Annotated in this window: 21 protein-coding genes and 1 pseudogene; 10 read left to right on the top strand and 12 right to left on the bottom strand. The window is 69.6% G+C overall.

Annotated elements, in window-relative coordinates:
- Positions 1-138: 138 nt before the first annotated feature.
- The 5 genes from ACWEWT_RS35575 to ACWEWT_RS35595 form a co-directional block, all read right to left on the bottom strand.
- Positions 139-594: a hypothetical protein gene (locus ACWEWT_RS35575; RefSeq protein ID WP_452565297.1), complete on the bottom strand. Its 456-nt coding sequence runs from the start codon at positions 592-594 to the stop codon at positions 139-141.
- 619 nt (positions 595-1,213) lie between these two features.
- Positions 1,214-2,377: a VWA domain-containing protein gene (locus tag ACWEWT_RS35580; protein WP_452565298.1), complete on the bottom strand. Its 1,164-nt coding sequence runs from the start codon at positions 2,375-2,377 to the stop codon at positions 1,214-1,216.
- Positions 2,374-4,728: a DUF5682 family protein gene (locus ACWEWT_RS35585; protein WP_452565299.1), complete on the bottom strand. Its 2,355-nt coding sequence runs from the start codon at positions 4,726-4,728 to the stop codon at positions 2,374-2,376. Before ACWEWT_RS35585 ends, ACWEWT_RS35580 begins: the two co-directional genes overlap by 4 nt.
- Positions 4,725-5,831 (bottom strand): ATP-binding protein, encoded by a 1,107-nt coding sequence (locus tag ACWEWT_RS35590; RefSeq protein ID WP_452565300.1) that lies wholly within the window; start codon positions 5,829-5,831, stop codon positions 4,725-4,727. The genes ACWEWT_RS35585 and ACWEWT_RS35590 overlap by 4 nt, the downstream gene beginning before the upstream one ends.
- On the bottom strand, positions 5,828-8,692 hold the full coding sequence (locus ACWEWT_RS35595) for a DUF5691 domain-containing protein (RefSeq protein WP_452565301.1): 2,865 nt from the start codon (positions 8,690-8,692) through the stop codon (positions 5,828-5,830). Before ACWEWT_RS35595 ends, ACWEWT_RS35590 begins: the two co-directional genes overlap by 4 nt.
- Positions 8,693-9,196: 504 nt before the next feature.
- On the opposite strand from ACWEWT_RS35595, the gene ACWEWT_RS35600 reads away from it, so the two are divergent.
- From ACWEWT_RS35600 to ACWEWT_RS35615, 4 genes are read left to right on the top strand one after another with little or no spacing between them, the layout of a single operon-like run.
- Positions 9,197-11,731, top strand: coding sequence for an AAA family ATPase (locus ACWEWT_RS35600; RefSeq protein WP_452565302.1), 2,535 nt, complete (start codon positions 9,197-9,199; stop codon positions 11,729-11,731).
- Positions 11,716-12,183, top strand: a complete 468-nt coding sequence (locus ACWEWT_RS35605; RefSeq protein WP_452565303.1) for a hypothetical protein — start codon at positions 11,716-11,718, stop codon at positions 12,181-12,183. The genes ACWEWT_RS35600 and ACWEWT_RS35605 overlap by 16 nt, the downstream gene beginning before the upstream one ends.
- Positions 12,180-12,620 carry a YchJ family protein gene (locus tag ACWEWT_RS35610; protein ID WP_452565304.1) on the top strand — a complete coding sequence of 147 codons (441 nt, stop codon included), beginning with the start codon at positions 12,180-12,182 and terminating at the stop codon, positions 12,618-12,620. The genes ACWEWT_RS35605 and ACWEWT_RS35610 overlap by 4 nt, the downstream gene beginning before the upstream one ends.
- Positions 12,621-12,680: 60 nt before the next feature.
- The gene (locus ACWEWT_RS35615) at positions 12,681-12,977 is read left to right on the top strand and encodes a SelT/SelW/SelH family protein (protein ID WP_452565305.1); all 297 of its coding nucleotides are present in this window, start codon (positions 12,681-12,683) and stop codon (positions 12,975-12,977) included.
- A gap of 95 nt (positions 12,978-13,072) precedes the next feature.
- On the opposite strand, the gene ACWEWT_RS35620 is transcribed toward ACWEWT_RS35615, so the two are convergent.
- A complete protein-coding gene (locus ACWEWT_RS35620; RefSeq protein ID WP_452565306.1) occupies positions 13,073-13,291 on the bottom strand; it encodes an FmdB family zinc ribbon protein in 219 nt (72 codons plus the stop codon).
- 116 nt (positions 13,292-13,407) lie between these two features.
- Between ACWEWT_RS35620 and ACWEWT_RS35625 the strand changes: the two genes are divergently transcribed.
- On the top strand, positions 13,408-14,979 hold the full coding sequence (locus ACWEWT_RS35625) for a carboxylesterase/lipase family protein (RefSeq protein WP_452565307.1): 1,572 nt from the start codon (positions 13,408-13,410) through the stop codon (positions 14,977-14,979).
- Between the two features lie 210 nt (positions 14,980-15,189).
- Here ACWEWT_RS35625 and ACWEWT_RS35630 read toward each other — a convergent pair whose 3' ends face one another.
- From ACWEWT_RS35630 to rfbD, 5 genes are all read right to left on the bottom strand, one after another.
- Positions 15,190-15,693 (bottom strand): hypothetical protein, encoded by a 504-nt coding sequence (locus ACWEWT_RS35630; RefSeq protein WP_452565308.1) that lies wholly within the window; start codon positions 15,691-15,693, stop codon positions 15,190-15,192.
- A gap of 77 nt (positions 15,694-15,770) precedes the next feature.
- On the bottom strand, positions 15,771-16,268 hold the full coding sequence (locus tag ACWEWT_RS35635; RefSeq protein ID WP_452565309.1) for a hypothetical protein: 498 nt from the start codon (positions 16,266-16,268) through the stop codon (positions 15,771-15,773).
- Between the two features lie 60 nt (positions 16,269-16,328).
- Positions 16,329-17,408 (bottom strand): sugar phosphate nucleotidyltransferase, encoded by a 1,080-nt coding sequence (locus tag ACWEWT_RS35640; RefSeq protein ID WP_452565310.1) that lies wholly within the window; start codon positions 17,406-17,408, stop codon positions 16,329-16,331.
- 54 nt (positions 17,409-17,462) lie between these two features.
- Positions 17,463-18,365 carry a glycosyltransferase family 2 protein gene (locus tag ACWEWT_RS35645; RefSeq protein ID WP_452565311.1) on the bottom strand — a complete coding sequence of 301 codons (903 nt, stop codon included), beginning with the start codon at positions 18,363-18,365 and terminating at the stop codon, positions 17,463-17,465.
- Between the two features lie 11 nt (positions 18,366-18,376).
- Positions 18,377-19,246, bottom strand: coding sequence for a dTDP-4-dehydrorhamnose reductase (gene rfbD / locus ACWEWT_RS35650; protein WP_452565312.1), 870 nt, complete (start codon positions 19,244-19,246; stop codon positions 18,377-18,379).
- Positions 19,247-19,393: 147 nt separating this feature from the next.
- On the opposite strand from rfbD, the gene ACWEWT_RS35655 reads away from it, so the two are divergent.
- The 5 genes from ACWEWT_RS35655 to ACWEWT_RS35675 all read left to right on the top strand — a co-directional run bounded on the left by ACWEWT_RS35655 (position 19,394) and on the right by ACWEWT_RS35675 (position 25,083).
- Positions 19,394-20,869: an LCP family protein gene (locus ACWEWT_RS35655; RefSeq protein ID WP_452565313.1), complete on the top strand. Its 1,476-nt coding sequence runs from the start codon at positions 19,394-19,396 to the stop codon at positions 20,867-20,869.
- Between the two features lie 16 nt (positions 20,870-20,885).
- Positions 20,886-21,605: a TIGR03089 family protein gene (locus ACWEWT_RS35660; protein WP_452565314.1), complete on the top strand. Its 720-nt coding sequence runs from the start codon at positions 20,886-20,888 to the stop codon at positions 21,603-21,605.
- 210 nt (positions 21,606-21,815) lie between these two features.
- A complete protein-coding gene (locus ACWEWT_RS35665) occupies positions 21,816-23,120 on the top strand; it encodes a cytochrome P450 (RefSeq protein ID WP_452565315.1) in 1,305 nt (434 codons plus the stop codon).
- Between the two features lie 80 nt (positions 23,121-23,200).
- Positions 23,201-23,596, top strand: a complete 396-nt coding sequence (locus tag ACWEWT_RS35670; protein WP_452565316.1) for a RidA family protein — start codon at positions 23,201-23,203, stop codon at positions 23,594-23,596.
- Between the two features lie 26 nt (positions 23,597-23,622).
- Positions 23,623-25,083 carry a phytoene desaturase family protein gene (locus tag ACWEWT_RS35675; protein ID WP_452565317.1) on the top strand — a complete coding sequence of 487 codons (1,461 nt, stop codon included), beginning with the start codon at positions 23,623-23,625 and terminating at the stop codon, positions 25,081-25,083.
- Between the two features lie 90 nt (positions 25,084-25,173).
- Here the strand turns inward: ACWEWT_RS35675 and ACWEWT_RS35680 are convergent.
- A pseudogene (locus ACWEWT_RS35680) lies at positions 25,174-25,401 on the bottom strand (cation diffusion facilitator family transporter); the annotation flags it as partial.
- Between the last annotated feature and the right edge of the window lie 206 nt (positions 25,402-25,607).

Below are 25,607 nucleotides of genomic sequence, written 5' to 3' on the forward strand. Positions count from 1 at the left end.
GCCCGCCCTCGTACGAGGGCGGGCCACCGCGGACCACTGTCTCACCGCGGCGCGGCGGAGACATGAACCGGGCGGATGGTCGATGCGGTCATATGCGAAACCGCCGCTGTCGACCGCTGGTCACGTCGGGCTGCCGGACTAGCCGCCGCTGCTGCCGGTCGGGATACCGGCGCCCGATACCTCCACCGTGACCACTTCGCTGGCCGATGCCTCGGGGTCGTCCGCGGCCGGCGGCAGGTGGGTGGCGCAGCGGCCGATGACGCGTACGGGTCCGTTGTTCAAACCGCGCAACGATTTGAATTGCGTCTGCCCCGGGCCGGCGACGGACTCTTCCACACTGAAATCGTGGTACTGCGCGCCGACGGTGAAAACCGCGCCGGTGTCCGCGTTCTCCGCCCAGCACACACCGTGATCGTTCGGGTTCTCCACCTTCCCGTACACGCCACCCCCTTTCTCCGGGGTGAACTCGACGATCGGTGGCAGCAATGCGCCCTGACCGGGATCGGCACCGGCGGTGGCGGGAAGAATCATGCCGAACGCGCCGAGAGCCGGGGCGACGAAGAAAATGGCCTTTCGAATATGCGAATTACTCACGGTGCGTGATGTTAGCAGTACTGATAAGAAATATATCCAATTGTGGGAACATATTCCACGCTTTCCGGATGAATTCCTGCTCTCACCTGGGGTGACGATGAATTCGTGCGCGTCGGTCCTTTTCGGTCGCGGAACCGTCTTCCGGTTCGATCGTTTTGTCGGAAATTTCGAAGCCGGCGACAGGGGGTCCTGCAATGAGGATTGTTTGGAATGGCGGCGTTCTGGGAACATTGGAGAACCCGTGTATATCGTTACGTCTGTTCTGTTGCGGGTGCATGTATTTCCGGAGAATTGCCGAAATGCGCTGTGCGCTGGTATTTCCACGGGCCGGGCAACCAGAGCAGGGCGACGGGCTTCGCGCCGGGGACAGCCTGGATCGAAAGCGCCCGCCGCACTCCTCGTTCCGCTCACCGGGACCGAGCGCGATACACGACGGGCAGCGACCACCATCTGATCACCGGACCGGCCGCGGTCCGCCCGGGGACGCACGAACGGAGCGTATTCGCGCACCCGACCGGGCCGGAGCACGGGATCGCGGATCGTCTGCCGGACCTCACACCTGCTCGGGCGCACTTGTGGAATCCCTCCGGGATCCCGGAGGGTTCCGGAGGGAGTCCGGTCAGCTACCCCAGTGCATGAGATCGCCCCGGTTCAGTGCCTGGGCCAGCAGATCCGGGAAGCGGTCGGGGGTACAGGCGAAAGCCGGTACCCCGAGTGCCGCCAGCGCCGCCGCGTTCTCGCGATCGTAGGAGGGCGCGCCGTCGTCGGAGAGGGCCAGCAGTACCACCACCTGTACGCCGGACTCCTTCATGGCGTGGACGCGGCGCAGCATCTCCTCCCGCACGCCGCCCTCGTAGAGATCGGAAATGAGGAAGAACAGACTGTCGGTGGGGCGGGTGATCAGCGTCTGGCAGTAGGCGATGGCGCGGTTGATATAGGTGCCGCCGCCCAGCTGGGTGCCGAACAGCACATCGACGGGGTCGGAAAGCTTTTCGGTGAGATCCACGACCTCGGTGTCGAAGACCACCAGCGAGGTGCGCAGCGATCGCATCGACGCCAGGACCGCGCCGAAGACCGACGAATAGACCACGCTGGATGCCATCGACCCCGATTGGTCGATCGCCAGGATCACGTCCCGATGCACCGCCTGGGCGCGCCTGCCGTAACCCACCAGCCGCTCGGCGATGATAGTGCGCTGTTCCGGCAGATAATTCGCGAGGTTCTTGCGGATGGTGCGATCGAAATCGATATCGCGCGGTTTCGGCCGGGAGGTACGGGCCGAGCGGTTGAGCGCCCCGCTCACCGCCGCCACCGTCTTGGTCGCGATTCGCTGTTCTATCTCCTTCACCACCTTCGACACCACCATCCGAGCGGTCGCCTTGGTGGTCTCCGGGATAACCCGATTCAGGCTGAGCAATGTGCCGACCAGATGCACATCGGGTTCCACCGCCTCCATCAGTTCGGGTTCCAGCAGCAGTTGGGTGAGGTTCAGCCGCTCCACCGCGTCACGCTGGACGACCTCGACCACGGTCGACGGGAAGTAGGTGCGGATATCACCCAGCCACCGGGCCACGCGCGGGGCCGAACCACCCAGACCGCCGGATCGGTCCCCGCGCGAACCGTCGGCGGCACTGTCGTAGACCGCACCGAGCGCTTTGTCGATGGCTTTGTCGTCGGCGGTCCCGAGTCCGCCGAGCGAGGGTTCGGCGGCCGAGCCGAGGACCAGACGCCAGCGGCGCAATCGCGCCTCGTCGGTGATCCCCTGCGGTGCGGTGGTGTTCATGCGGGCACTCCCAGAATGTCGGCGACCGTACGCAGGGCGAGCAGGCCGCGTTCGGGATCGATATCGGCCGGGGTGGCGGTCGCGGCCGGGCCACGGTCGCGTACGGCTTCGCCGATCGCGCGGCGTTCCCCGGACGCGAAGGCGCCGAATGTGCGGCGCAACAGCGGCACGACCTCGACGAACTGCTCCTCGGCCAGCCCGGCGACCCAGCCGTCGATCAGCTGGAGCAGGGCCCGGTCGTGGACCAGTACCAGCCCGCGGCCGCCGACGAAACCGTCGACCCACGCCGCCTTCGCGGCCGCGGTGTTGCCGATCGACAGCGCCGCCGCCAGCCGCCGCGCCGCCTCGTCGGTATCGAACCGGTCGGCATCGCAGAGCAGGCGTACTGTCCGGCCCACCAGCAGACCGTGCACATCGGGCCGATCGGCCAGGCGGGCCAGTACCGCCAGCCACTGTTCGGTGGATTCGGTGTGGTCGCGGGTATGGATCGCGGTGGTGGCGGTATCGAGCTGATCGCGCAGCGCCGCGGCGGTGTCGTCACCGAGACCGGTGACCGCGGCCGGCAGTCCGGCGCAGATCCGGATCAGCATGCTGTCCGCGACGTGGGTCAGGGCGGAGGTGTCGGTACCGCGGACGTCTCCGTACCGCAGTGTCCGGAGGACACCCGGCAGCGCGGCCAGCAGATGGGTCATATCGTGATCCACGGCGGCTGCCGAACCGAGCCGGGCGATCAGTCCGTCGAGGGCGCCGGGGAGTTCGGCGAGCAGCGCGAATTCCAGTGCCTCCGTGAGTTCGGTGACCCCGCTACCGGGCCGCGCGGCGGTGTCGAGGATCTTCGCCTCGGCCGCCGCCCGCACCGTGGTACCCCAGCGGGACGCCTCGATCACCCGGACCGCGAACTCCGGTTCCCAGCGCAACTCCCAGGTCTCGCGGAATGTGCCCGTCGATTTCACGGTGCCGGCGGTGGGCGTACCCCAGTGCACGCCCAGCAGCCGCAGCCGGTGCAGCAGCCGGGATCTGCCGATATCGCGCTCTTTGCGCAGATCCAGGTCCAGGGTCCGGATCAGGGCTTCCTGTTTCAGCCGCAGGGTACGTGCCGCGGCGCGCAGATCGGCTTCCAGCGGAACCGTCGGTGCCTCGGGCGGTACGGCGCCCAGTGCCTCACCGACGATCAGCTCCGAACCGACCAGGCGCAGCATGGTCTCGTCGCCCTCGCACAGCACCGCCCGGGTCGCCTCGGTGACCTCGGACAGACCGGCCAGTGGCCGGGCCCGCAGCGCGGCCAGGGTCGTGGCCAGGCGTACGGCCTCGATGATGTGGGCGCTGGATACCGGCAGATCGTGGTTGCGCAGAACGCCCGCGACCTTGGTGAGCCAGGACGCGATCGGCCGCTCGGTTTCGGTGAACAGGTGGTGGTACCACCCCGGCGAGGTGACCCCCGCGCCGTACCCGGATGCCGCGGCGAGCCGGGAATGCGTCCACGGCACCCACGTCAGCGTGGCCTTGACCTTCGGCAGCCCCTTGAGCAGGCGGATATCCGCGGCGGCCGGGCCGAGCGGTTCCTGGAGCGCGGGGGCGTGCCACGCACCGCAGACGACGGCGATCCGGCGGGCCCCGTCCTTGCGCGCCTTGCGCAGGACCTGGCGCATATGGGCTTCCCGGATCAGCGTGTGCCGGTCGAGGACCAGCGGTTCGGGTTCGGATGCCGCCGGGTCGGGATCGTTCCCCTCGTCGACCGATTCGGGCAGGTGAACGCCGGCCGGTGGAACGCCCGGATCGCCGACTCCGTTGCTGTCCTCCGGTACGCCGGTGGCGGCGGCGCCGGTATCGGATTCCGGTTCGACGATCGCGGTCTCCCGCAGCGCGGCCATGGCCTCGGTGACGGCCGCGAAGGTCCCGGTATCCGAGCTGGATTCGACCACCGCGTCCCACCAGCGCTCGGCGTCGTCGTAGCCGCCCGCGGCCGCCAGTTCGGCGAGCGCGTCGCGGCCGCCGGACCGGTCCTCGACGGCCAGCACCTGGGCGGCGGGCAGATCGCAGAACCGGACGGGTACTTCGTTGCCGACCGCGTAGCGCAGCGCCTGCCATTCCGGGGAGAACACCGCGTAGGGCCAGAACGCCGCACGCGCCGGTTCGTCGGAGACATAGCCCAGCAGCGCGACCGGCGGTGCCATCGATGCGGCGGCCATATGGACCACCAGCGGGTCCGCGTCCGCCGGACCCTCGATCAGGACGGTGTCCGGCCGGAACTCCTCCAGTGCCAGGCGCAGCGAGCGGGCCGATCCCGGGCCGTGATGGCGTATTCCGAAGACCCGGGTCTGCCCGGGTTCACCCGCGTCCGCGAGGCTCATCCGTCGATCTCCCGGCAGGCCCGGTAGAAATCGGACCATTCCCGGCGGTCACGCACCACGGCTTCGAGATATTCGGTCCACACCACCGAATCGGCCCCCGGATCCTTGATCACCGAACCGATCACCGCACCCGCGATATCGGCGGCCCGCAGCACCCCGTCCCCGAAATGCGCCGACAGCGCCATCCCGTTGGTGATCACGGAGATGGCCTCGGCGGTCGAGAGCGTGCCCGACGGGGATTTCAGTTTGGTCCGGCCGTCGGCGGTGATACCGGCGCGCAGTTCCCGGAAGATCCGCACCACCCGTCGCACCTCCTCGGCGGCCGCCGGGACCTCGGGCAGTTCCAGTGCCGATCCCAGCTGCTCGACCCGCCGGGTCACGATATCGATCTCCTCGGCCTCGCTACCCGGCAACGGGAGCACCACCGTGTTGAACCGGCGGCGCAGCGCCGAGGACAGTTCGTTCACCCCGCGGTCCCGGTCGTTGGCCGTCGCGATGATGTTGAAACCCTTGGCGGCCTGCACTTCCATACCGAGTTCGGGAACCGGCAGAGTCTTCTCCGACAGGATCGTGATCAGGGCGTCCTGGACATCCGAGGGGATCCGGGTGAGTTCCTCGAGCCGGGCGATGGCACCGGTGCGCATGGCGTTGAGGATCGGTGACGGCACCAGCGCGGCATCGCTCGGGCCCTCGGCGAGCAGCCGGGCGTAGTTCCAGCCGTAGCGGATGGCCTCCTCGGCGGTACCCGAGGTGCCCTGCACGAGCAGGGTCGACGATCCGCTGACGGCCGCCGAGAGATGTTCGGAGACCCAGGTCTTCGCGGTGCCGGGCACCCCGAGCAGCAACAGGGCGCGATCGGTGGCCAGCGTCGCGACGGCCACCTCCATGAGCCGGCGCGGACCCACGTACTTGGGCGTGATCACGGTGCCGTCGGCGAGAGTGCCGCCCAGCAGATAGGTCACCACGGCCCAGGGCGACATCGTCCACGACGGCGGGCGCGGCCGGTCGTCCACGGTACGCAGGGCATGTAGTTCCTCGGCGAAGGCCTGTTCGGCGTGCGGGCGCAACAGCGCCGGAGCGGGTTCGGTGGCGACGGTGGTCATTTCAGCTCCTCGAGCATCGCGGATCGTTGGTGTAGGTCGTGGGCGAGCAGTCCGAGCGCCTCGGTCCAGTCGTCGGCTTCGCAGCGGCCGGCCAGCGCGGTGACCTCGCCCGCCCATTCCGGTGGTAGGTGGAGTGCGGCAGTGTGCAGCAGCGAGCGGTGCGCGCTGGGATGGGTGCCCGGCGCGCCCCGCCGGGCCGCGGCGGTCCGGGCGCGCTCCTCGAAGAGGTGCAGCAGGTGCCGGGCCAGTTCCGGTGGCCAGGGGTGCGCCACCGCGGGCAGCAGGGATTCGAGTTCGGACAACCAGGCCGAACCCAGCCGCAGTAGATGCTCGAGCTGATCGCCCGGCGCGATCAGTGCGAACAGTTCGCGGCGGCGCAGGATCGCCAGATTCGACGGCATTCCGACGGTGAACAGCGCGCGGCCCCATTCGGTATCGCGCTGGGCGAGCGCCGCGTCCATCCAACCGTCGAACAGCGGTTGCCGGAAGCGGTCGTCCACGTGCGTCGCGACGGCGCGGACCGGCGGACCGAGGGGTTCGGTCCAATAACTCAGCGGCAGTCCGGCGGTCAGTCGCCGCAGCCGGGTCGCGGAGAGATCCGGCTGCCCGTTCCAGCGGTACCCGAACTCGGTGGTGCTGTCGGTGAAACCGTCGCGGACAGCGGCCTTGTCGAGGGTCTCCGGAATATCGACTATCAGCTCGGAACCCGCGCCCGAACCGGTATCCGCGCATTTCAACCAGATGCCGGCGCGGGCGGCCATCCGTTCGGCGAAGGCCGAACCGGGGAGCCGGGCCAGCAACTCGGCGGCCGTCCGGCGTACATCCCCGCGGCGATCGTCCAGCGCGCGTTCGAGTAGATCCTCGTCCGCCGGGCCCAACCCGTCGGCCAGCACACCGAGCAGTCCGGCTTTCGGCGCGCCCGATTCCCGCGGCCATGCCGCGGCGAGGGCCTCGCGCGCGGCCGCCGGGTCGCGGCGCCGCGATTCGGTGAGCCAGCGCAGGCGTTCCGGTGGCCGGCCGAGGTGCCAGGTCTCGTTCGCGGTCTCCGTTTGTGCGGTATCGCGCCGGGCCAGATCGTGCCAGCGTGGAATCCACCCGGCCAGCCAACGACCCCGGGCCCCGGCCGATCGCAGTGCCGCCTCCCGTAATCCACTGTCGGACGCGGCGAATTCGAGCAGCTGCCCGGTGAGCCGGTCCGGGGCGCGGTAATCGTGCGCCGCCGCGGCGGCGAACCATTCGGGCAGTAGATCGGGCCGGGATCCGATGAGCAGGGCCAGCCGATCGGCCGCCGCGTCGGGCAGTATCGGCCGCGGATCGTCGGCAGCGGGTTCGTCGGGAACCTCGACCGTCCGCGGCAGGTATCCGCCGCGGACCCAGGCCGTCTCCAGCGCGGTGGTCGCGAGCAGACGCTCGGCGGCGTCCCGGCCGGACAGCGCCGTGACGGCCGCGGCGACGGGTTCGGGGAGTCCCGCCGGGCTGCCCGTGCCCCGCGCGGTGCCCAGCAGGGCGATCGAGGCCGCGTCGGGGGTCGCGGTGATCGCGGAACCGGCGGAATCCTCGGTCGGGCCCGCATCGTGGAACTCGCCGCCCACCGCCACCGAGATCACCTCGAGCCGACGGCCCGTCCAGAGACCGAATACGGTCACCGGCCGGCCGCCGGACAGCGCGAGCAGCCGCCACGGCTGCGCGGGGGTCTGCAGAGGTAGCGCCGAACCTCCGGATTCGACGAGCAACCAGTCCTCGCCCTGTCGCGCGGGTATCACTCCGCGCAGCAGTACCGGCCAGGATTCGAGCCACGGATCCGCGGCCGCCGCGGTGGTGAAATCGGTCGATGCCGCCGCGACGGTGTGGGTTCCGGCGGTCTCCGGAAGTTCGGCGGCGGTGGGTGCCGATGGCTCGCGATCCGGCCCGGCCACCGCGCGCAACGGTGCCGCGACCGGATAGAAATGCACCTCGTATTCGGCCGCCAGGCCGATCGGCGGGGTGTTCGCGGTGAAGACAGGGGAACCGAACGAATGGTCGACCAGCAATGCCCAGCGGCCGGTGCGCATACCGTAGAGCCAGGTCAGGCGGGTGTGTATCCGCTCCTCCTCGTCGGTGCGCATACCGACGGTCAGCCACCGGTCGGCCACCGCCGGTTCGGTCAGTACCGCGTCCGCGGAAGTCGGATAGCCGATACGGTTGCGGACAGCGGCCGCCAACGGCGCGGGCAGCGTATCCAGTTTCCGGTGTGCGGCGATGAGCAGGTGCAGCCAGGCGAAACGGCCCAGCACCACTTCCGGCCAGTCCGATCGGCGCACCACCGCGTCGGGCAGGCGGCGCATCACGGCGGCCGGACCCGGCGCCTGGGCATCCACCAGTCGCGCCGCCACGGCTTCGAACGCCGTATGGGAGCGATCTGTCTGGGCCAGGCCGGTGCGAAGCTGATCGGTGAGCCAGGTATCCAGCTCGGTGAGCCCGGCTTCCACTCGCCGGTGCCGCTGCTGCGCGGTCGCCGGATCGCTGCCGCGGGCTTTTTTCGGCGGGGCGGCCGCTTGCACAGCCCGCCGGTTCGTCCACTCGGCGGCGAAATCGGCGATTTCGGCGGTTTCGGGCACTGCGCCCGCCGCCCAGAGCATCAGCAGCGACAAGGCGTGTTTGCAGGGGAACTTCCGGCTCGGGCAGGAGCATCGGAAGGCGGGACCGGTGAGGTCCACGATCGTCTGGTACGGAGTGCTTCCGCTGCCTTTGCACAAGCCCCAGATCGCGGTCTCGGAGCAGCCTGTGCCGGACCATTTCCCGGCCAGCTTACGTGCGGCGGTGAGTGAACTCGTATCGGGTGCGAGTGCTGTCACCTGGTTCTCGGTCCACCGTTGTGTCATCCGGCAGACCTGTTTCGGTCGGTCATCGTGCCCCCGTTTCTCGGTCGCGAGATTTCTATCGCACCCCACCGACAGAAACTTCGCACACCTCGGTCACCAGCGGAATGGGTTGTCTCCGAGCCGTATTCGAATCGGAGAGCTGCTCCGTAAATGTTGCGTGATCTGGGTGTCTCTGGCATTCTGTTCTGTTCGGCCAGACCGAGCCGCCCCTGAAGGGTGACACACCGACGAGCTACCCGACGGGGTTGGCGAGGGGTGGCCATCGGCAGCCGGTCGGCCCGGCCGATGACCAGATCCCATCCCCGCGGGTCAGTTCGCGCCGGCGGCCGTACGCATCTCCCACGCGTCCGGTCCCGGAGTGGTGTCCGTGACCGTCCGGGACGGGGTCGCGAACCGGCCCTGTCCGGATCGGCCGGCATCGGGTAGCGTTTCGCACAGCTTTCGACCGTACGACCACACACGGGGGCTCGACAGGCGTGTGGCCTCGAGGGGGTGGAGAACTTCGTGAATCCTGGGCGTGAGAAATCCGGGGAGATATCGATCCGGCCGGCCGAGTTGATCGCGCACCGCCTCGATTCCGACCCGGAGATTCCCGGTGCCGTGGCAGCAGTTGTCCGCGCGGCCCTGGAGCCGCCGGTGTGGACCGATGAATCCGCCGCGCGGACCACCGAGCCCGGTATCGACGGGGTCTTCCTGAACGCCATCCGGGTCCGGGGATTCCGGGGTATCGGCCCCGAAACCACGCTCGAACTACCCGCCGGGCCGGGCCTGACGCTGGTAACCGGTCGTAACGGCAGTGGGAAATCGAGTTTCGCCGAGGCCGCGGAGCTCGCGCTGACCGGTGGCAACCGCCGCTGGGACGGGCGATCGGCGACATGGCGCGAGGGCTGGCGCAATCTCCACCGGTCCGGGCCGGTCCGGGTGGAACTGGAAATGCGCACCGACGGTCCGGAATCCGAGCTCACCGTGGCCCGGGAATGGGACGCCGACGAGCCGTTGGCGGGTGGGGTCTGGAGCCAGCGTCGCGGAGACGGTCCGGAGCAGGCCTTCGCAGGCGGTCAGTGGGCGGTACCCATGGAGTTGTACCGGCCGTTCCTGTCCTACAGCGAGCTCGGCGCCCTGGTCGACGGTAAACCGAGCGAACTCTTCGATGCCCTGCACCAGCTGCTGGGCCTGGACGAACTCATCACCGCGCACGAACGGATCCGGGTCCGCCGCCTGGATCTCGAACGTACGGCCCGGACCGCGCGCCGCGAGCGGCAGACCCTGCTCACCGAACTCGCCGGGGTCACCGATCGGCGTGCGCTGCGCGCCGGCGCGTTGTTGCGCGATCCGGTACCGGATCCGGTCGAACTGGCGGAGCTGGTGGCCGATACCGCCGCCGGACCGGAACCGGAGGCGTTACGCGCGGTACTGGCTCTGGAACTACCCACCGCGGACCGGATCGCGGGGCTGGCCGGGCGTATCTCCACCGCGGTCGCCGCGGTCGCCGCGGCGACCGCGCCCGAAGTGGTCGCGGATCTGCGGGTACTCGAGCTGTTGCGCGCCGCGTACGCCCATGTGGTGGACCATGACCGGCCCGCGGCGCCGGAGGTCGCGGAGGCGGCCGGCCCGGCGTCGCCCGGCAGCCGCGATACCGGTTCCGGCCGGTCCGTCCCGGAGCCGGCCGCCCACGAGATCGCGTTGTGCCCGGTATGCGGTCACGGCGCGCTGGACCGGCAGTGGTCGCACGACACCGCGGCCGCGATCGAGGGACTCACCGGGCGTACCGCGGAACTCGCGCGGTCCCGCGACGAGCTCGCCGGAGCGCTCGCCGAACTGCGGGCGTTGACGGGGAAGGTGCCACCGGAACTCACCACCGCGGCCGGAACCACCGGTCTCGATACGTCCGGTCTCGGTGAAACCTGGGCCCACTGGGCGGGTCTGCCCGATCACCGTGAGCTCGGCGAGCTGCCCGCCCGCGTGCGTACGGTGCACGAACGCCTCTGCGCCGAACTGGGTTTCGCCCAGCAGCGCGCCGGAAAGGAACTCGACCGGCTCGACGAGGCATGGGCCCCGTTCGCGCCGCGGCTGCGCACCTGGCTCGAACTCACCCGCACCGTCACCGCGCAGGCCGCGGAGTTGCAGACTGCCCGCGCGGCCGAGGAATGGCTGAAATCGGCGACCGCGCGGGTGCGGGACGAACGGCTGGCCCCGCTGGCCGGTACCGCGCGGTGGGTATGGCAGACCCTGCGTCAGCAGAGCAGCGTCGAGCTCGGCGGAATCCAGCTGCAGGGCAACGCGAACAGCGCCCGCCGGGTGCATCTCGAAGTGACCGTCGACGAGGTGGACGGCGCCGCGCTCGGTGTGATGAGTCAGGGCGAACTGCACGCACTCGGACTCGCTCTGTTCCTGCCGCGCGCCACCGTCGCGGCGAGCCCGTTCCGGTTCGTCGTGATCGACGATCCGGTCCAGGCCATGGACCCCGCCAAAGTGGACGGCCTGGCCCGGGTACTGGCCACCGTCGCCTGGGAGCGGCAGGTGGTGGTGTTCACCCACGACGACCGGCTGGCCGAAGCGGTGCGGCGAATGCAGATCGACGCCCGGATCATCGAGGTACAACGGCGGGAACGGTCGGTGATCGAGATCCGCCCGGCCGGCGACCCGGTGCAGCGCTACCTCGACGACGCCCGAGCCCTGCTGCGCACCCCGCAGCTACCGCGCACCATCGCCGACGAACTCGTGGCGACCTGTTGCCGTTCCGCACTGGAGGCGGCCAGCCTGGCCCGGGCGAAACGGCTACTGCTGGCCGATGGCATGGATCACCGCGAGGTACAGCGGCATATCGACCGGGCCCAATCCACCCGTGCCATGGTCACGCTCGCGGTACTGGGCCCCGGGCACCGGATCGAGGACCTGAACAAACAGCTGGCCAAAGAGGGCCGCTGGGCGGTCGAGGTCGTTCGCGACGCCACGGCCGGGGCCCACGTCCCGATCGCTCGTGATCTCGCCGAGCTGATCGCGGAAACGGGACGCTTCGCCGAGTGGCTGGCCCGGTGACCGGGCGCCGGTCCGCGGGGACGGGGCGGCGCGGGCGCAATCGTCCCGCGCCGCCCCGACCCCGTCCGGCCGACGATACGGTGCCCCGGCCCGGTATCGGCGAAAGACTGGCGGCGGCGGACCGGCTCCTCGACGGTTCGGTGACCGCCGCCGGCGGTGTCTGGTCCCGCGCCACCGCGTGGATCCTGCGGATCGCACTCGAACAGGCGGTGGACGATCTGTGGTCGCGGACCGAACCCGAGCTGGCGCGCTGCCCGATGCGGGCCCAGCTCCTGGCGTTACGGGTCGTCACCGACCCGTTCACCGCAGCCAGGATCGCCGCACTGTGGACCAGCCTGTCGCACGCCACCCATCATCACGACTACGAACTCGCGCCGGGTGTCACCGAGCTGCGCCGCTGGCGCGACGACACCGCCCGGATCGCCACGGAACTGGCCGCCGCGCGCGGATGAACGAGCCCGCGCCGGTGCGGTCCGGCCGCACCGGGGAGAATCCGGATGTGGACGATACGAAGCCGTGCCCGTGCCGCCGTGGCGATACCTTCGGCGAATGTTGCGGTCCGCTGCTGGCCGGTCGCCCGGCGCCCGGTGCCGAGGCGCTGATGCGTTCCCGGTTCACGGCATTCGCCCTCGGCGATACCGGTTATCTGCTGCGTTCCTGGCACGCCACGACCCGGCCCGGTGAGCTCGAACTCGATCCCGACCGCCGCTGGCTCTTCGTGGAGATCCTGAGTACGGCCGGGGGCGGCCCCTTCGACGACTCCGGGACGGTCGAGTTCAGCGCGCACTACCGTGATCCGTCCGGTCGCGGCCGATTGCACGAGACGAGTAGGTTTCTCCGGGTCGACGGATACTGGCAGTACCTCGACGGCGAGATCGAACGATGGTGACCCCGGGTCGGCGCCGCGGCTGCCCGGCCGTGTGCCCCGCCCGCCGGTAATGTGCCCCGCATGCCCCGTATCGCCATCGAATACTGCACCCAGTGCCGCTGGCTGCTGCGTGCGAGCTGGATGGCCCAGGAACTGCTGACCACCTTCACCACCGATATCGGCGAGGTCGCGTTGATCCCCGGTGAGGGCGGCGTCTTCCGGATCACGGTCGACGAGGCGCAGGTATGGGAGCGCAAGGCCGATGGCGGCTTCCCGGATATCGCCGTCCTGAAACAGCGGGTCCGCGACCGGATCGCCCCGGCCCGGGATCTCGGGCATATCGACCGCACGGCCGCGGATCCCGACGACGCGAGATGATTCGTGGACGAGCCGGAACAGTCGGTATCAGCCGGCGAATCCCGGCTCACCCGCGGCCGCCGCATCCCTGTTCCGAACCGGGCCCGCGGCCGGAATCACGCGCAGCAACCGCCACCACAGCAGCCACCCGCCGGGGCGGCGGGCGCCGATACGGCCGGAGCGGCCGCGCGGCCGGTGGTCGCGAAGGTGGTCAGCAGTTTGACCGTATCGTCGTGACCGTGCGGGCAATGCGCCGGATCCGCGGCCTGCGCCATCGGACGGTTGACCTCGAAGGTATCGCCGCAGCTGCGGCAGCGGAACTCGTAACTCGGCATGGCCGAATTCTAGAGCCCGGGAAAGAATCGTTTTCGCGGAGCAACGCGACATTTTCGAAACCGAAGTGTAACCACTTCGGTCGTACCCTCGAATGCACAGGTAGAGGAGGTCTGTGATGAACGTCCAGTGCTTCGAGGTGGCGCCTGCGGTGGGTGACGAGAACGCCCCGGTGGCGCGGACCGAGTTCGGTACGGTCCGCGGCACCCGGGAAGGCGCGATATCGGTCTGGCGCGGTGTCCCGTACGCCGCCGCGCCCGCCGGTCCGCGCAGGTTCCGGCCACCGCGCGCTCCGAACAGCTGGGACGGGGTGCGCGATTGCGTGGTATCCGGGCAGATCGCACCGCAGGATATGGCCAACACCGTGCCCATCGACCGGTCGCTGGCGATGGGGGAGGACTGTCTGTGGCTCAACATCTGGGCCCCGGCCGCGGCGACCGCGGAACCCCGCCCGGTGATGGTGTGGTTGCACGGCGGGGCCTATTGCCTGGGATCGGCCGCGCAGGCCGTCTACGACGGCCATCAGCTGGCCGGAGCGGGCGATGTCGTGGTGGTTACGGTGAACTACCGGGTGGGCGCGTTCGGGTTCCTGGACCTGTCGTCGCTGTCCGACGAGTTCGTCCCCAACCTGGGCCTCCTCGACCAGCTCGCCGCCCTGGAATGGGTTCGGGACAATATCGGCGCCTTCGGTGGCGACCCGGGCAACGTGACGCTCTTCGGCGAGTCCTCGGGGGCCGGTTGCGTCACCGCCCTGCTCACCGCGCCGCGGGCGGCGGGCCTGTTCCAGCGGGCCATCGCGCAGAGCCCGCCCGCGACCACTGTGTACGGACGAGACCGCGCGGCCGGGGTGGCCGAACGGTTCCGTCAGCTGATCGATCTGCCCCGCGACCGGATCGGTGAACTGCTCGAATGCCCGGTCGAGCGGATCGTGCGGGCGGCGGCCGTGCTGATCGACGAGGTCCCGCTGCAGGCCCCCGGGACGCTGGCCGCGGCTCCGGTGGTGGACGAGGATCTGCTGCCCGGCTACCCGACCGACCGCTTCCGGGACGGCCGCTCGCACCGGGTCCCGCTCATCATCGGCACCAACAAGGACGAAGCTTCCCTGTTCCGGCTGTTCCGGTCGCCGATCATGCCGGTGACGCCGGAGGCGGTGAACACGATGCTCGAACAGGTACAGGCCGGGCATCCCGGACTATCGGCCGAACGGCTCGCGGAGATCACCTCGGTATACCCGGATCTGGCCAAACCACGGGGTGCGCTGGCCATGTCCACCGACGCCGCGTTCCGTATGCCGGCGCTCTGGGTCGCCGACGGCCACGCCCAGCACTCGCGTACCTGGATGTACCGCTTCGACCACGCCACTCCGATGCTGCGCGCGGCCCGGGTCGGTGCGGGCCACGCCACCGAACTCCCGTACGTATTCGGCAATTTCGGTACTTTCGACCACGACCCGACTTTCTGGCTCGGCGGCCGTAAGCAGGCCGCCGAGGTCTCGGGCCGGATCATGCGCCGCTGGCTGGCCTTCGCGGCCCACGGGGTCCCGGCGGCTCTGGACGGCTCCAAACACTGGCCGCCCTACCACCCGGAATCCCGGGAGACGCTGCTGATCGACACGATCGACCGGGTGGTGCCCGATCCGGAGGGTGATCTGCTCACAGCTTGGGGGGAACGGGCGGTGGGCTTCGCGTAAACAGGAGATCGGCAAATGGCCTCGAGCGTTTCGGACGAATCGAAGCTCTACCGCTCGCGACCGAGTCCCCGTTCCCGTTCGCGAGCGCGGTCCTCGGCCGCGTGCGCTCGGGTGACCCGCGGTGGCTCCGCTGTCCGCCCCTCTGCCGCGGCTCTGGCGATTTCCGGCGATATCCCGCGTGCCATGAGCTGAGCCTCCACCTGCTGTACTTCACGACCGCGTGTGGACCGCAGGTCGTCGGCGGGCGAAGACAGGCGGGCGAGCACGCTCGCTTTTGCCGCGTCGGCCGGCACCCCCTTCTGCTTTCATGAGCGTGAGCAGGGTCCGAGCTTCTTTCGACATCTCGGTGTCGCGCTCCGCGCGGGTATAGAGCCGGACGGTTTCACCGCGCTGCAACAGGGCCGGGTAACCCTCCAACTGCACGACGTCGCGATCCCTGTTCAACGCACCGGTTTTGGCCTCGGCGTTCTCATCGGTCGAGGTGGGTGAATCGCTCTCGTCGAGGTAGAGGTCGACCCGGATTTCCTTGTCCTCGACCGGGTCGACCACCCGATACACTTCGCGCTGCCACCCGGCCGGGGTCAGTCCGAAGACGACATCCAAACCCTTCTCCAGGGTTTTGCCCTGTACGTACCGCGCCCGCCACGACGCCGATACCTCCCGCCACTGCGACGGCGTCCGCGGAATCTTCCCGTCCCGCACCTTCCCGGGCACATACTTGTTTTCGTACTGCTCACGCTCTGCGGGAGTGAGCGCGTCTGGTCTGTCCCCAGGCCCCATTCATCCGCCCTCTATAAGTCGTTTCCATCGGTCTCAGCGACCAACTGCTCGAGGTATCGGCGCCGGTACTCCTCGACGGAGGGGCGCTCGTGCTCGGCGCGCATGTTGTTCAGCACCCAAACCAGCTGAGTCGGTTCGTACGGGTCCTCGGCGAACGCGCCGCCGACCTGGTCGTGCGCGTCGAACGCCCACTCGGAGAACGGGAATATCAGCTGCGGACGCGGGCCGGCGCTCTCGTACATGTGGCCGGAGTTGACCCAGCGGGCCTCGGTCGCCCGGCGGTGCACCTCACCGATACAGCGGCCGAACCGGTCGGCTCGCTCGGTGTTCTCCGGGTCGTTGATTGCCTGGATGCTGCCGAACCGATCCCGGATCGCCTGCTCGCACAGCGCGAGCCCTTCGGCGCTGAACGGGTCGTCGAGCGCGCCGACCGCCGGCGCGTTCCGGAGAATTCGGCCGACTGGCGCAGCGGGTCGGCGCCCTACCCGATCACGCGGCCTGAGTGTCACTCGGCATGCACGATTGTTCGCGTTACCACGCATGCACCCCCTGACACGGCGAAAGGCGCCCTAGACGTCGGTGGAGAAGCGGATGCCGCCGTCGGGGATTTCTACGCCGGGCCATACGCGGGCGCCGCGGAGCAGTTCGCAGCGGGCGCCTACGCTGGCGCCGTCGCCGATCACACCGTCGCGGACCAGGGCGCGGGGACCGATACGGGCGCCGAAGCCGACGATAGAGCGTTCCACGGTGGCTCCGGCCTCCACCTTGGCGCCGTCGAACAGGATCGCGCCGTCGAGGCGGGCGCCGGCGCCGACTTCCGCGCCGCGGCCGACGACCGTGCCGCCGATGAGGAGTGCTCCGGGGGCGATCCCCGCGCCTTCGTGAACGAGGGATTCGCCACGCTGGCCGGGGAGGGCGGGGGAGGGGGCGATACCGCGGACGAGGTCGGCGGAGCCGCGGACGAAGTCCTCGGGGGTGCCCATATCCCGCCAGTACGAGGTGTCGACGTGGCCCTGGACGCGGGCGCCTTCGGTCAGCAGAGCGGGGAACACTTCGCGTTCCACCGATACCGGGCGCCCGGCCGGGATCTTCTCGATGTACTCGCGCCGGAAGACGTAGCAACCGGCGTTGATCTGGTCGGTCGGTGGGTCCTGGGTCTTCTCCAGGAAGGCCGTGACGCGGCCGTCGGCGTCGGTCGGGACGCAGCCGAAGGCACGTGGATCGCTGACCCGGACCAGGTGCAGGGTGACGTCGGCGTCGGTCGTTTCGTGGGTTTCCAGGATCGACCGCAGATCGGTGCCGCCGAGGACGTCACCGTTGAACACCATGACGTTGTCCGCGGTGAGCCGGGGTAGCACATTGCGGATACCGCCGCCGGTGCCCAGCGGTTCGGTCTCGGTGACGTATTCGAGTTCCAGGCCGAATTCGGCGCCGTCGCCGAAGTGCTCCTCGAAGACCTCGGCCTTGTAGGAGGTGCCCAGCACCACATGGGTCAGGCCGGCGCTCGCGATCCGGGTCAGCAGATGGGTCAGGAACGGTACCCCGGCCGTCGGGAGCATCGGTTTGGGCGCCGACAGGGTCAGCGGCCGCAGCCGCGTCCCCTTTCCGCCGACCAGAATCACCGCGTCCGCGCCTGCTTGTGATGCCATGGAGCTCCCTTGTTCCCATTCGATCATCGACCCGGCACGGAACCGACGGGTCGGCTATCCGGCCTGCTCCCGGTCCCGTGCACGCAGAGCGGATCGAACCGCAATCCGGCAGCGCACCGCAAGTCCGGCCTTGAGGGCCCAGCGCAGCGGGGCCTGCCACCAGTGCGGATGCCGGTCGGCCTGGAAGCGGTAGGCGCTGGCGTGGTGGGCGGGCAGCATCGTCTCGGGGTGGCGTCCCGCGGCATGCCCCTTGGCATGGGTGACCTCGGCGTCGGGGACGAAGACGTTGTGCCAGCCGGCCCGGCCCATCCGGTCGCCGAAGTCGACATCCTCCATGTACATGAAGTAGCGCGAGTCGAAACCCTCGATCGAGTCGAAGGCCGCGCGCCGCACCAGCAGGCACGAACCGGACAGCCAGCCGACGGTGCGTTCGGAGATCTCCTCGTTCTCCTGGCGGTACCGGCGGGTCCACGGATTGGTCTTCCAGACGGCGCCGAGTATCGCGTGACCCGCACCGTCGAGGATCCCGGGGACGGACCGGGCGGAGGGGTAGACGCTGCCGTCGGGTTCGCGGACCATCGGTCCGATGGCGCCGGCCCGGGGCCAGCGCTGGGCGGCCTCGAGCATGATGTCGATGGAATCGTTGCCCCAGCGGATGTCCGGGTTGGCGATCAGGACGTATTCCAGGTCGGGGTCGAGTTCGGCGACCGCCCGGTTGATGGCGCCGCCGTAGCCGATGTTGCCGCCGGTCGGTAGGAAACGCACATGGGCGTTGGCGTCGGCCACCAGTTCGGGAACGCCGTCGGTGGAGCCGTTGTCGGCCAGGATGACCTCGGGCTTCTCCACGGTGGCCGTTGTCAGGGTGCTGATGAAATGCTCGAGATGTTCGCCCGGCGAGTAGGTGACCGTGACCACGGCCAGACGTGGGCGGTCGTGCGGGTTATCGGAAGCGCTCACAGCGCACCACCCTAACGGGAGGCCCGGGCCAGTGCCTCGGTCAGCGCGGATTCCCACGGGCGCAATGGTGTCAGCCCGGCAGCGCGCCAGGCGGTGTCGGACAGTACCGAGAAGGCGGGCCGGGGGGCGGGCCGGGGGAATTCCGCGGTGGTGCAGGGCCGGACACGGCCGGGATCGGCGCCGATCCCGGCGAATACCGCGCGGGCCAGATCGAACCAGCTGGCCCGGCCCGCGTTCGTGGCGTGCAGCACCGTGGGCGCCGTCGGGTTCGCGGCCAGCTCGAGCAGACCCGCTGCCAGATCGGCGGCGAAGGTAGGGGAGCCGATCTGGTCGTTCACCACCGATACGGTGTCGCGTTCGCGTTCGAGCCGGCGCATGGTGGCCACGAAATCACCGCCGGTCCCGGCGTACACCCAGGCCGTCCGGACGATATGGGATTGCGGGCAGAGTTCGCGCACCGCGCGCTCCCCGGCGAGTTTGGAGCGGCCGTACACGGTGGTCGGGCCGGTGGGGTCGGACGGTTCGTACGGGGTGGTCGCGGTACCCGGGAAAACGTAGTCGGTGGAGAGATGGACGAGCCGGGCGCCGGCGCGGGCGCAGGCCGCCGCCAGGACCGCCGGCCCGGTTTCGTTTCCGGCGAAGGCGGCGTCGGGTTCGGCCTCGGCCCGGTCGACCGCGGTGAACGCGGCGCAATTGACGACGGTATCGCCCGGGCGGACCACCGATTCCACCGCGGCCCGATCGGTGATATCGAGCTCGGACCGGGTGAAAGCCCGGACACCGGGTATCAGCCGGAGGAGTTCACCACCCACCTGGCCACCCGCCCCGGTGACGAGGAGGCGGTCGGCTGCTTCGGTTCCGGGCGGTACGGCGGTGCTCACCGGCCCAGTCTGGCACGCCGTCGGCCGCCGAATCGGGGTCACCCGGGCTGCTGTTGGTTAGCCTGCGTGGTGCGGAAAGTGTTTCGACGGCATACGCGAAGTGGGTCGGGGTCCTCGACCGATCCGTAAGGGGAGAGGAAGTCGAAGGTGGCGCAGCGTGGGGAGCCGACGTTGTGGAGTCCGGTGCGGGTCCTGGTCGCATCGGTTGCTCTGATTGTGCTGGTCGCGACCGGGTTCGCCTGGCGCGGTGTGGATTCCCTGGTGTCGAATATCGAACGGATCAGCGATCTGGGCCTGGGCGGGCATACCGACGGCGCGGTGGACATCCTGCTGGTGGGTGTGGATTCGCGGACCGACGCCAAGGGCAACCCGCTCACCGACGCCGAACGGGCGATGCTGCACGCCGGTGACGAGATAGGTACCAATACCGACACCATCGTGCTGGTCCGGGTGCCGAACGACGGCCGGTCGGCCACGGCCATCTCGATTCCGCGTGACGCCTATGTCGATATCCCGCGCCTGGGCAAGGGCAAGATCAATTCCGCGTACGGGATCACCAAACAGAACGTGCAGGACGATCTGCTGGCCGAAGGTGTCTCCGCGGAGGACGCGGAGGCGCAGTCGACGCAGCGCGGCCGGCAGGCGTTGATCGAATCGGTGGCCGGGCTCACCGGTATCACTGTCGACCATTACGCGGAGGTCAGCCTGCTCGGCTTCGTCCTGCTCACCGACGCGGTGGGCGGGGTGGACGTCTGCCTGCGTCACGCGGTGGACGAACCGCTGTCGGGGGCGTATTTCCCGGGTGGCCGGCAGAAACTCGACGGACCGCAGGCGCTCAGCTTCGTACGGCAGCGCCATAATCTCGAACGCGGTGACCTGGACCGGATCGTGCGCCAGCAGGTGTTCATGGCCCAGCTGGTCCATCAGGTGGTCAGCGCGGACACCTTGAGCAATCCGAGCAGGCTGCGCGAACTCAGCGACGCGGTGGGGCGCACCGTCGTGCTCGACGAGGGCTGGGATCTGCTGGCGTTCCTGAACCAGCTCCAGGACCTCACGGCGGGCGAGGTCACCTTCGAGACCATTCCGGTCGCCGACCTCAACGGCACCACCTCCAACGGCGAATCAGTGGTCCGGGTCGATCCCTACGAAGTGCAGGACTACATCGCGGCCCTGGTCGGGGAGGAACCCGCCGACCGGCCCGCGACCGAGACCACCACCCCGGACGTCAACCCGGCGAATGTCGAGGTGTCGGTCTACAACTCCAGCACTGTCGCCGGGCTGGCGAGCGCGGTCGCACAAGAACTCGCCGGTCTCGGTTACACCCCCGGGGCGGTGGGTAACTATTCCGGTGGGTCGTCGGTGTCGCAGAGTCAGGTGCGCGCCCCGTCGGCGTCGGATCCGGGCGGAAAGGCGGTCGCGGCCGCGCTGGGCGGGCTTCCCGTGGTGTCGGATCCCTCGATCGCGACGGGAGCGGTGAACGTGGTTCTGACGAGCGACTACGCTGGCCCCGGATCCGGTAGCGGAGATGTGATCGATTTCGGCGGTACGTCGACCTCGGCCACCCCGGTGCCGCCCGCGCCGCCGATCGCGGCGGCCGAAGAAGGACCCACCTGTGTGAATTGAACGCCGAAAGCAGACGATGCGTGACATAGACCAGGCAACGACCCTCCCCGAAGCGGTCCTCGAACCGATTCTGGAACGTGACCCCGCAGGCCCCCGCGTCACCTGGTACGACGACGCGACCGGGGCCCGGATCGAGCTCTCCGGGCTCACTCTGGCCAACTGGGCGGCCAAAACCGGCAACCTTATCCGCGACGAATTCGGGCTCACCCCCGGGGCGCGGGTCGCGGTGCTGCTCCCCGCGCACTGGCAGACCGCGGCGGTTCTGCTCGGCTGCTGGTGGGCCGGAACCGAAGTGGTACTGCACGCCGACCCCGACGCGGAACTGGTGTTCGCGGCCGCGGACCGGCTGGGCGAAACCGAGCACGCGCCCGAGGTGGCGGCGCTCTCGCTGGACCCGATGGGCGGACCGGTCCGCGATCTACCGCTCGGGGTCACCGACTACGCTACCGCCGTCCGAGTGCACGGCGATCAGTTCCTGCCCGGCGGCACCGGTGCGGCCCTCGACGGTATGCCGGTATCCGAGGTGCTCGCCGAGGCTCGGAAATCGGCTGCCCGGCAGGGTTTCTCCGCGGGCGACCGGGTGCTCTCCAGCGCCACCTGGGACACTCCGGCCGAATTGATCGACGGGTATCTCTCGGTGCTCGTCGCGGGCGCCTCGCTCGTCCAGGTGGCCGATCCCGATCCCGCACTGCGGGAACGGCGCGTGGACAGCGAACGGGTCACCCACATCCTCTGATGTGTTTTCTCCTACCACGGTAGGTCCCGGGTTCCGACTCCGGCAGGTTCCCGGGCCGCCGCGGGGTGCGTAGCGTTCGTAGCGGTGGTCCTCCGGTGCCGGTGGACGTCGAAGACGACCGGGCCGACCGGCCGCCGCGCGCGCGTCGCCCGGGACCGCCGGGCGTGCGTATCGCGCAGGGAAGCCGTCGGCACGACAGGAGTGGGTGGGATGAAGCCGGAATACGTGTTCCGCTGGGTGAATCAGCACGGGCTGATCCGGGTCGCGAAGAAGGCGCAACTGCGCCGGGGGGATCTGTTCGCCCGCCTCAACGGCGGGCCGGAGGGGATCACGAATCCCTATCCGCTGATCGAGGAACTGCGTGGGGAGGGCGGATTACACCGGGCCGGACCGGTCTGGGTCACCATGGATCACGCTCTGGTACGGGAAGTCCTGCGGGACAACCGGTTCGGGGTGGGCATGCTCGCAGTGCTCCGGCCGCCGGGGTTCGCGCGCCGGGCACTCGCCCGGCGCCCGATCCCGGCCAATCCGGTCGATCCCCCTTCCATGCTGATGATCGACCAGCCGGAACACACCCGGATGCGTAAACCGGTCGCCGCGGCGTTCACCCCGCGGGCCATCGGCCGGCTGCGCGACCGGGTCGTCACGGTCACCGAAGAACTCCTCGCCGCGCTGCCCGACGACGGTCCGGCCGATCTCGTCGGGCAGTTCGCTTCGCAGGTGCCGATCGCCATCATCTCCGAGATGCTCGGATTCCCCGACCGGGATCGGGAGATGTTCCTGGAGTGGGGCGATGCCATCAGTCCGCTGCTGGATCTCGGAATCTCCTGGGACGCCCACGAACGGGCCATGCGCTCCTCGGAAGAGGTGCAGGACTATCTGCTGGCCCATATCGACCGGCTGCGCGCCGAACCCGGCGACGATATCCTCAGCAGCCTGGTCGCCCAGGGTGAGTTGTCCACCCACGAACTCTGCGCGTCGGCGACCCTGCTGATGGGTGCGGGCTTCGAGACCACGGTCAACCTCATCGGCAAGGGCATCGTGCTACTCCTCGAACACCCCGACCAGCTGGCCCGGCTGCGGGCCGAGCCGGACCTCTGGCCGGCCGCCGTCGAGGAGATTCTGCGATTCGATCCTCCGGTGCAGACCACCGCCCGCGTCGCACACGCCGAACTGGAACTCGCGGGCCGCCGGGTGCGTAAGGGCGCCACCGTCGTGTTGTCGCTGGCGGGCGCCAACCGCGATCCGATCGTGTTCCCGGATCCCGCGCGCTTCGATATCACCCGCGCCAACGCCAAAGAGCATCTCGGCTTCAGCAGCGGTATCCACGCCTGCCTCGGCGCCAGCCTGGCCCGGATGGAGGCGGCCCACGCACTGCGTGCCCTGTTCGAACAGTTCCCCGACCTCCGGCTCAGTGGTCCGCCGCGGCGGCGGCAGCTGTACACCCTGCACGGCTACGAAGCCCTGCCCGCGCATACCGGCCCCCGGTCCCGGTCCCGGCAGCCCATCGGGTGATTCCGGGCGGGGATGTCACAGTCGGCGCGTCCGATTCGTCGGCTCTCTGTCGACAGTCACCGAACCCGAGGAGACCCGGTATGTCCATCGAGATCAGCAATCCGCCTGTCCTGCACGATCCGATTCCGTTCGGTTACAGCCATGTGGCGGTCACCAGCGGCGAACTGGTCTTCGTGGCCGGTCAATACGATTCCGACGCGCACGGCGCCACCACCACCGGCGATTTCGCCGGCCAGGTGGACCGGGCATTCGCCAATCTCGGTACCGCGCTGCGTTCGGTGGGCCTGGATTTCGGCGATATCGCTCAACTGCGCACCCATATCGTCGACCACGACGCGGACAAACTGACCGTCCTCGGCGCGAAGATCGCTCAGATCTGGGGAGACCGGCCCCCGGTTCAGACGCTGACCGGCGTCGCCGCCCTGGCCCTGCCGACCATGCTGTTCGAAGTGGACGCGGTAGCCGTCCGACCCTGATCCGCGCGGACAGGCAGAATCGGGGCATGGCGGATGTCGTAGTGGTAGGTTCCGGCCCCAACGGCCTCGCGGCGGCGGTGACCATGGCCGCCGCGGGGCTCGAGGTCGCGGTGTACGAAGCCGCGGAAACCCTGGGCGGCGGCTGCCGTACGGCGGAAACGACGCTGCCCGGCTTCCGGCACGACGAATGCGCCGGCGCGCATCCGATGGCGTTGGCCTCACCGTTTTTCGAGGCCTTCGACCTGCCCGCGCACGGCGTCGAACTGCTCACCCCCGCGGCGTCCTACGCGCATCCGCTCGACGGCGGCACCGCCGGAGTGGCGTGGCGTGATCTCGAACGGACGGCGGACGACCTCGGCGCCGACGGCCGCGCCTGGCGATCGCTGTTCGCACCCCTGGTCCGCGACTGGCCGCGGGTGGTACGCACGGCGATGTCGGATATGCGGCACGTACCGCTGAGCCCCGCCGCTGTCCGGTTCGGCCTGCGCCTGCTCGAACAGGGATCCCCGCTGTGGAACGTCAGGTTCAGCGGGAATATCGCGCCCGCATTGTTCACCGGCGTGGCCGAACATGTCATCACCCCGCCGCGCGCACTACCCGCGGTGGGCGCGGGACTGCTGCTGGCCACCCTCGCGCACGCGGGCGGCTGGCCGGTGCCGCGCGGCGGCAGCCAGGCGATCGTGGACGCGCTGGCCGCCGATCTGCGCCGCCGCGGCGGGCGGATACACACCGGGCACCGAGTGGACTCGCTGGAAGAATTCCGGACCGCTCGCGCGATCCTCTGCGATACCGCGCCCACCGAACTCGTCCGTATCACCGGCGACCGCCTCCCGGCCGGATACCGGCGCCGGCTCGACCGGTACCGCTACGGCGGCGGCGCCTGCAAAGTGGATTTCGCGCTATCGGGTCCGGTGCCCTGGCAGGCACCGGGATGCGCCGAAGCGGGCACGCTGCATCTGGTGGGCAGCCGGGCCGAAGCGCTGGCCGCCGAACACGCCGTGGCCGCCGGAATCCACACCGACCGGCCCTTCACACTCGTCATCCAGCCCGGCGTCGTCGACCCGACCCGTGCCCCCGAAGGCCGGCACACCCTGTACACCTACGCGCACGTGCCTCACGGCTCCGACCGCGACGTCAGCGAACTCGTCACCGATCAGATCGAACGATTCGCCCCGGGCTTCCGCGATCTCGTCCTCGCGAAACACGTCCGGACGGCCGCCGAGATGCCGGCCCACAACGCGAACTACATCGGCGGCGATATCAACGCCGGCGCGATGACACTCGCACAGACCGTATTCCGTCCGGTACCGCGCTGGAACCCCTACAGCACCGGACTACCCGGTGTGTACCTGTGCTCATCGGCCACCCCGCCCGGCGGGGGCGTACACGGGATGAGCGGCGTACACGCCGCCCGCCACGCGCTGCGCACGGTATTCGGCGAACACACCGACCCCTGCGCCCTGCTCACCGCGAACCCGGCACCCTAGACCGCGCGCTCGGTCTCCCGATACAGATCAGGCTCCAGATAGATGATGCGCGCCGCCGGTACCGCCGCCCGCACTCGGCTCTCCGCCGCGTCGATACCGGCCGTACCCGAACGGATGCAACTCGTCGGCCTGCTGCTCGGCGCGATTCTGCCCGAACAACAACAAACCCTGATTGGCGGTATCGGCAACCGAGTGCACACCCTCCGCGAGCATCGACGCCGACCCGGTGATCGCGGCACCCACGAACTTCGCGACCGCGATCCCGGCATTCGCCGACAACGCGGCGAGAATCGCCCTCTTACTTCCACCAGCCGACATCCGCCACCCTCCTGTACTGCGACGCCCAACCATTCGCATCGCTGTCGACACGACAGCCTGTGCTGTGTTTATGGCGTCGCCTTCGGCGCTGCGGGGTGGGTGCTGTGTTTATGGCGTCGCCTCCGGCGCCGCGGGGTGGGGCCCTATTAACCCCGGTTCTTCACTCCCGCCGGTCGGTCGCTGCGCTCCCTCCCTCTGGTCGCTCC

The organism is Nocardia sp. NPDC003963, from assembly GCF_053605105.1.

Excerpts from the sequence above, each read along its gene's own strand:
- ACWEWT_RS35590 (WP_452565300.1), bottom strand. The coding sequence starts at position 5,831 with ATGACCACCGTCGCCACCGAACCCGCTCCGGCGCTGTTGCGCCCGCAC.
- ACWEWT_RS35610 (WP_452565304.1), top strand. The coding sequence starts at position 12,180 with ATGAACGAGCCCGCGCCGGTGCGGTCCGGCCGCACCGGGGAGAATCCG.
- ACWEWT_RS35620 (WP_452565306.1), bottom strand. The coding sequence starts at position 13,291 with ATGCCGAGTTACGAGTTCCGCTGCCGCAGCTGCGGCGATACCTTCGAG.
- ACWEWT_RS35670 (WP_452565316.1), top strand. The coding sequence starts at position 23,201 with ATGTCCATCGAGATCAGCAATCCGCCTGTCCTGCACGATCCGATTCCG.
- ACWEWT_RS35660 (WP_452565314.1), top strand. The coding sequence starts at position 20,886 with ATGCGTGACATAGACCAGGCAACGACCCTCCCCGAAGCGGTCCTCGAA.
- ACWEWT_RS35675 (WP_452565317.1), top strand. The coding sequence starts at position 23,623 with ATGGCGGATGTCGTAGTGGTAGGTTCCGGCCCCAACGGCCTCGCGGCG.
- ACWEWT_RS35665 (WP_452565315.1), top strand. The coding sequence starts at position 21,816 with ATGAAGCCGGAATACGTGTTCCGCTGGGTGAATCAGCACGGGCTGATC.
- ACWEWT_RS35625 (WP_452565307.1), top strand. The coding sequence starts at position 13,408 with ATGAACGTCCAGTGCTTCGAGGTGGCGCCTGCGGTGGGTGACGAGAAC.
- ACWEWT_RS35585 (WP_452565299.1), bottom strand. The coding sequence starts at position 4,728 with ATGAGCCTCGCGGACGCGGGTGAACCCGGGCAGACCCGGGTCTTCGGA.
- ACWEWT_RS35580 (WP_452565298.1), bottom strand. The coding sequence starts at position 2,377 with ATGAACACCACCGCACCGCAGGGGATCACCGACGAGGCGCGATTGCGC.
- ACWEWT_RS35615 (WP_452565305.1), top strand. The coding sequence starts at position 12,681 with ATGCCCCGTATCGCCATCGAATACTGCACCCAGTGCCGCTGGCTGCTG.
- ACWEWT_RS35640 (WP_452565310.1), bottom strand. The coding sequence starts at position 17,408 with ATGGCATCACAAGCAGGCGCGGACGCGGTGATTCTGGTCGGCGGAAAG.
- ACWEWT_RS35595 (WP_452565301.1), bottom strand. The coding sequence starts at position 8,692 with ATGACACAACGGTGGACCGAGAACCAGGTGACAGCACTCGCACCCGAT.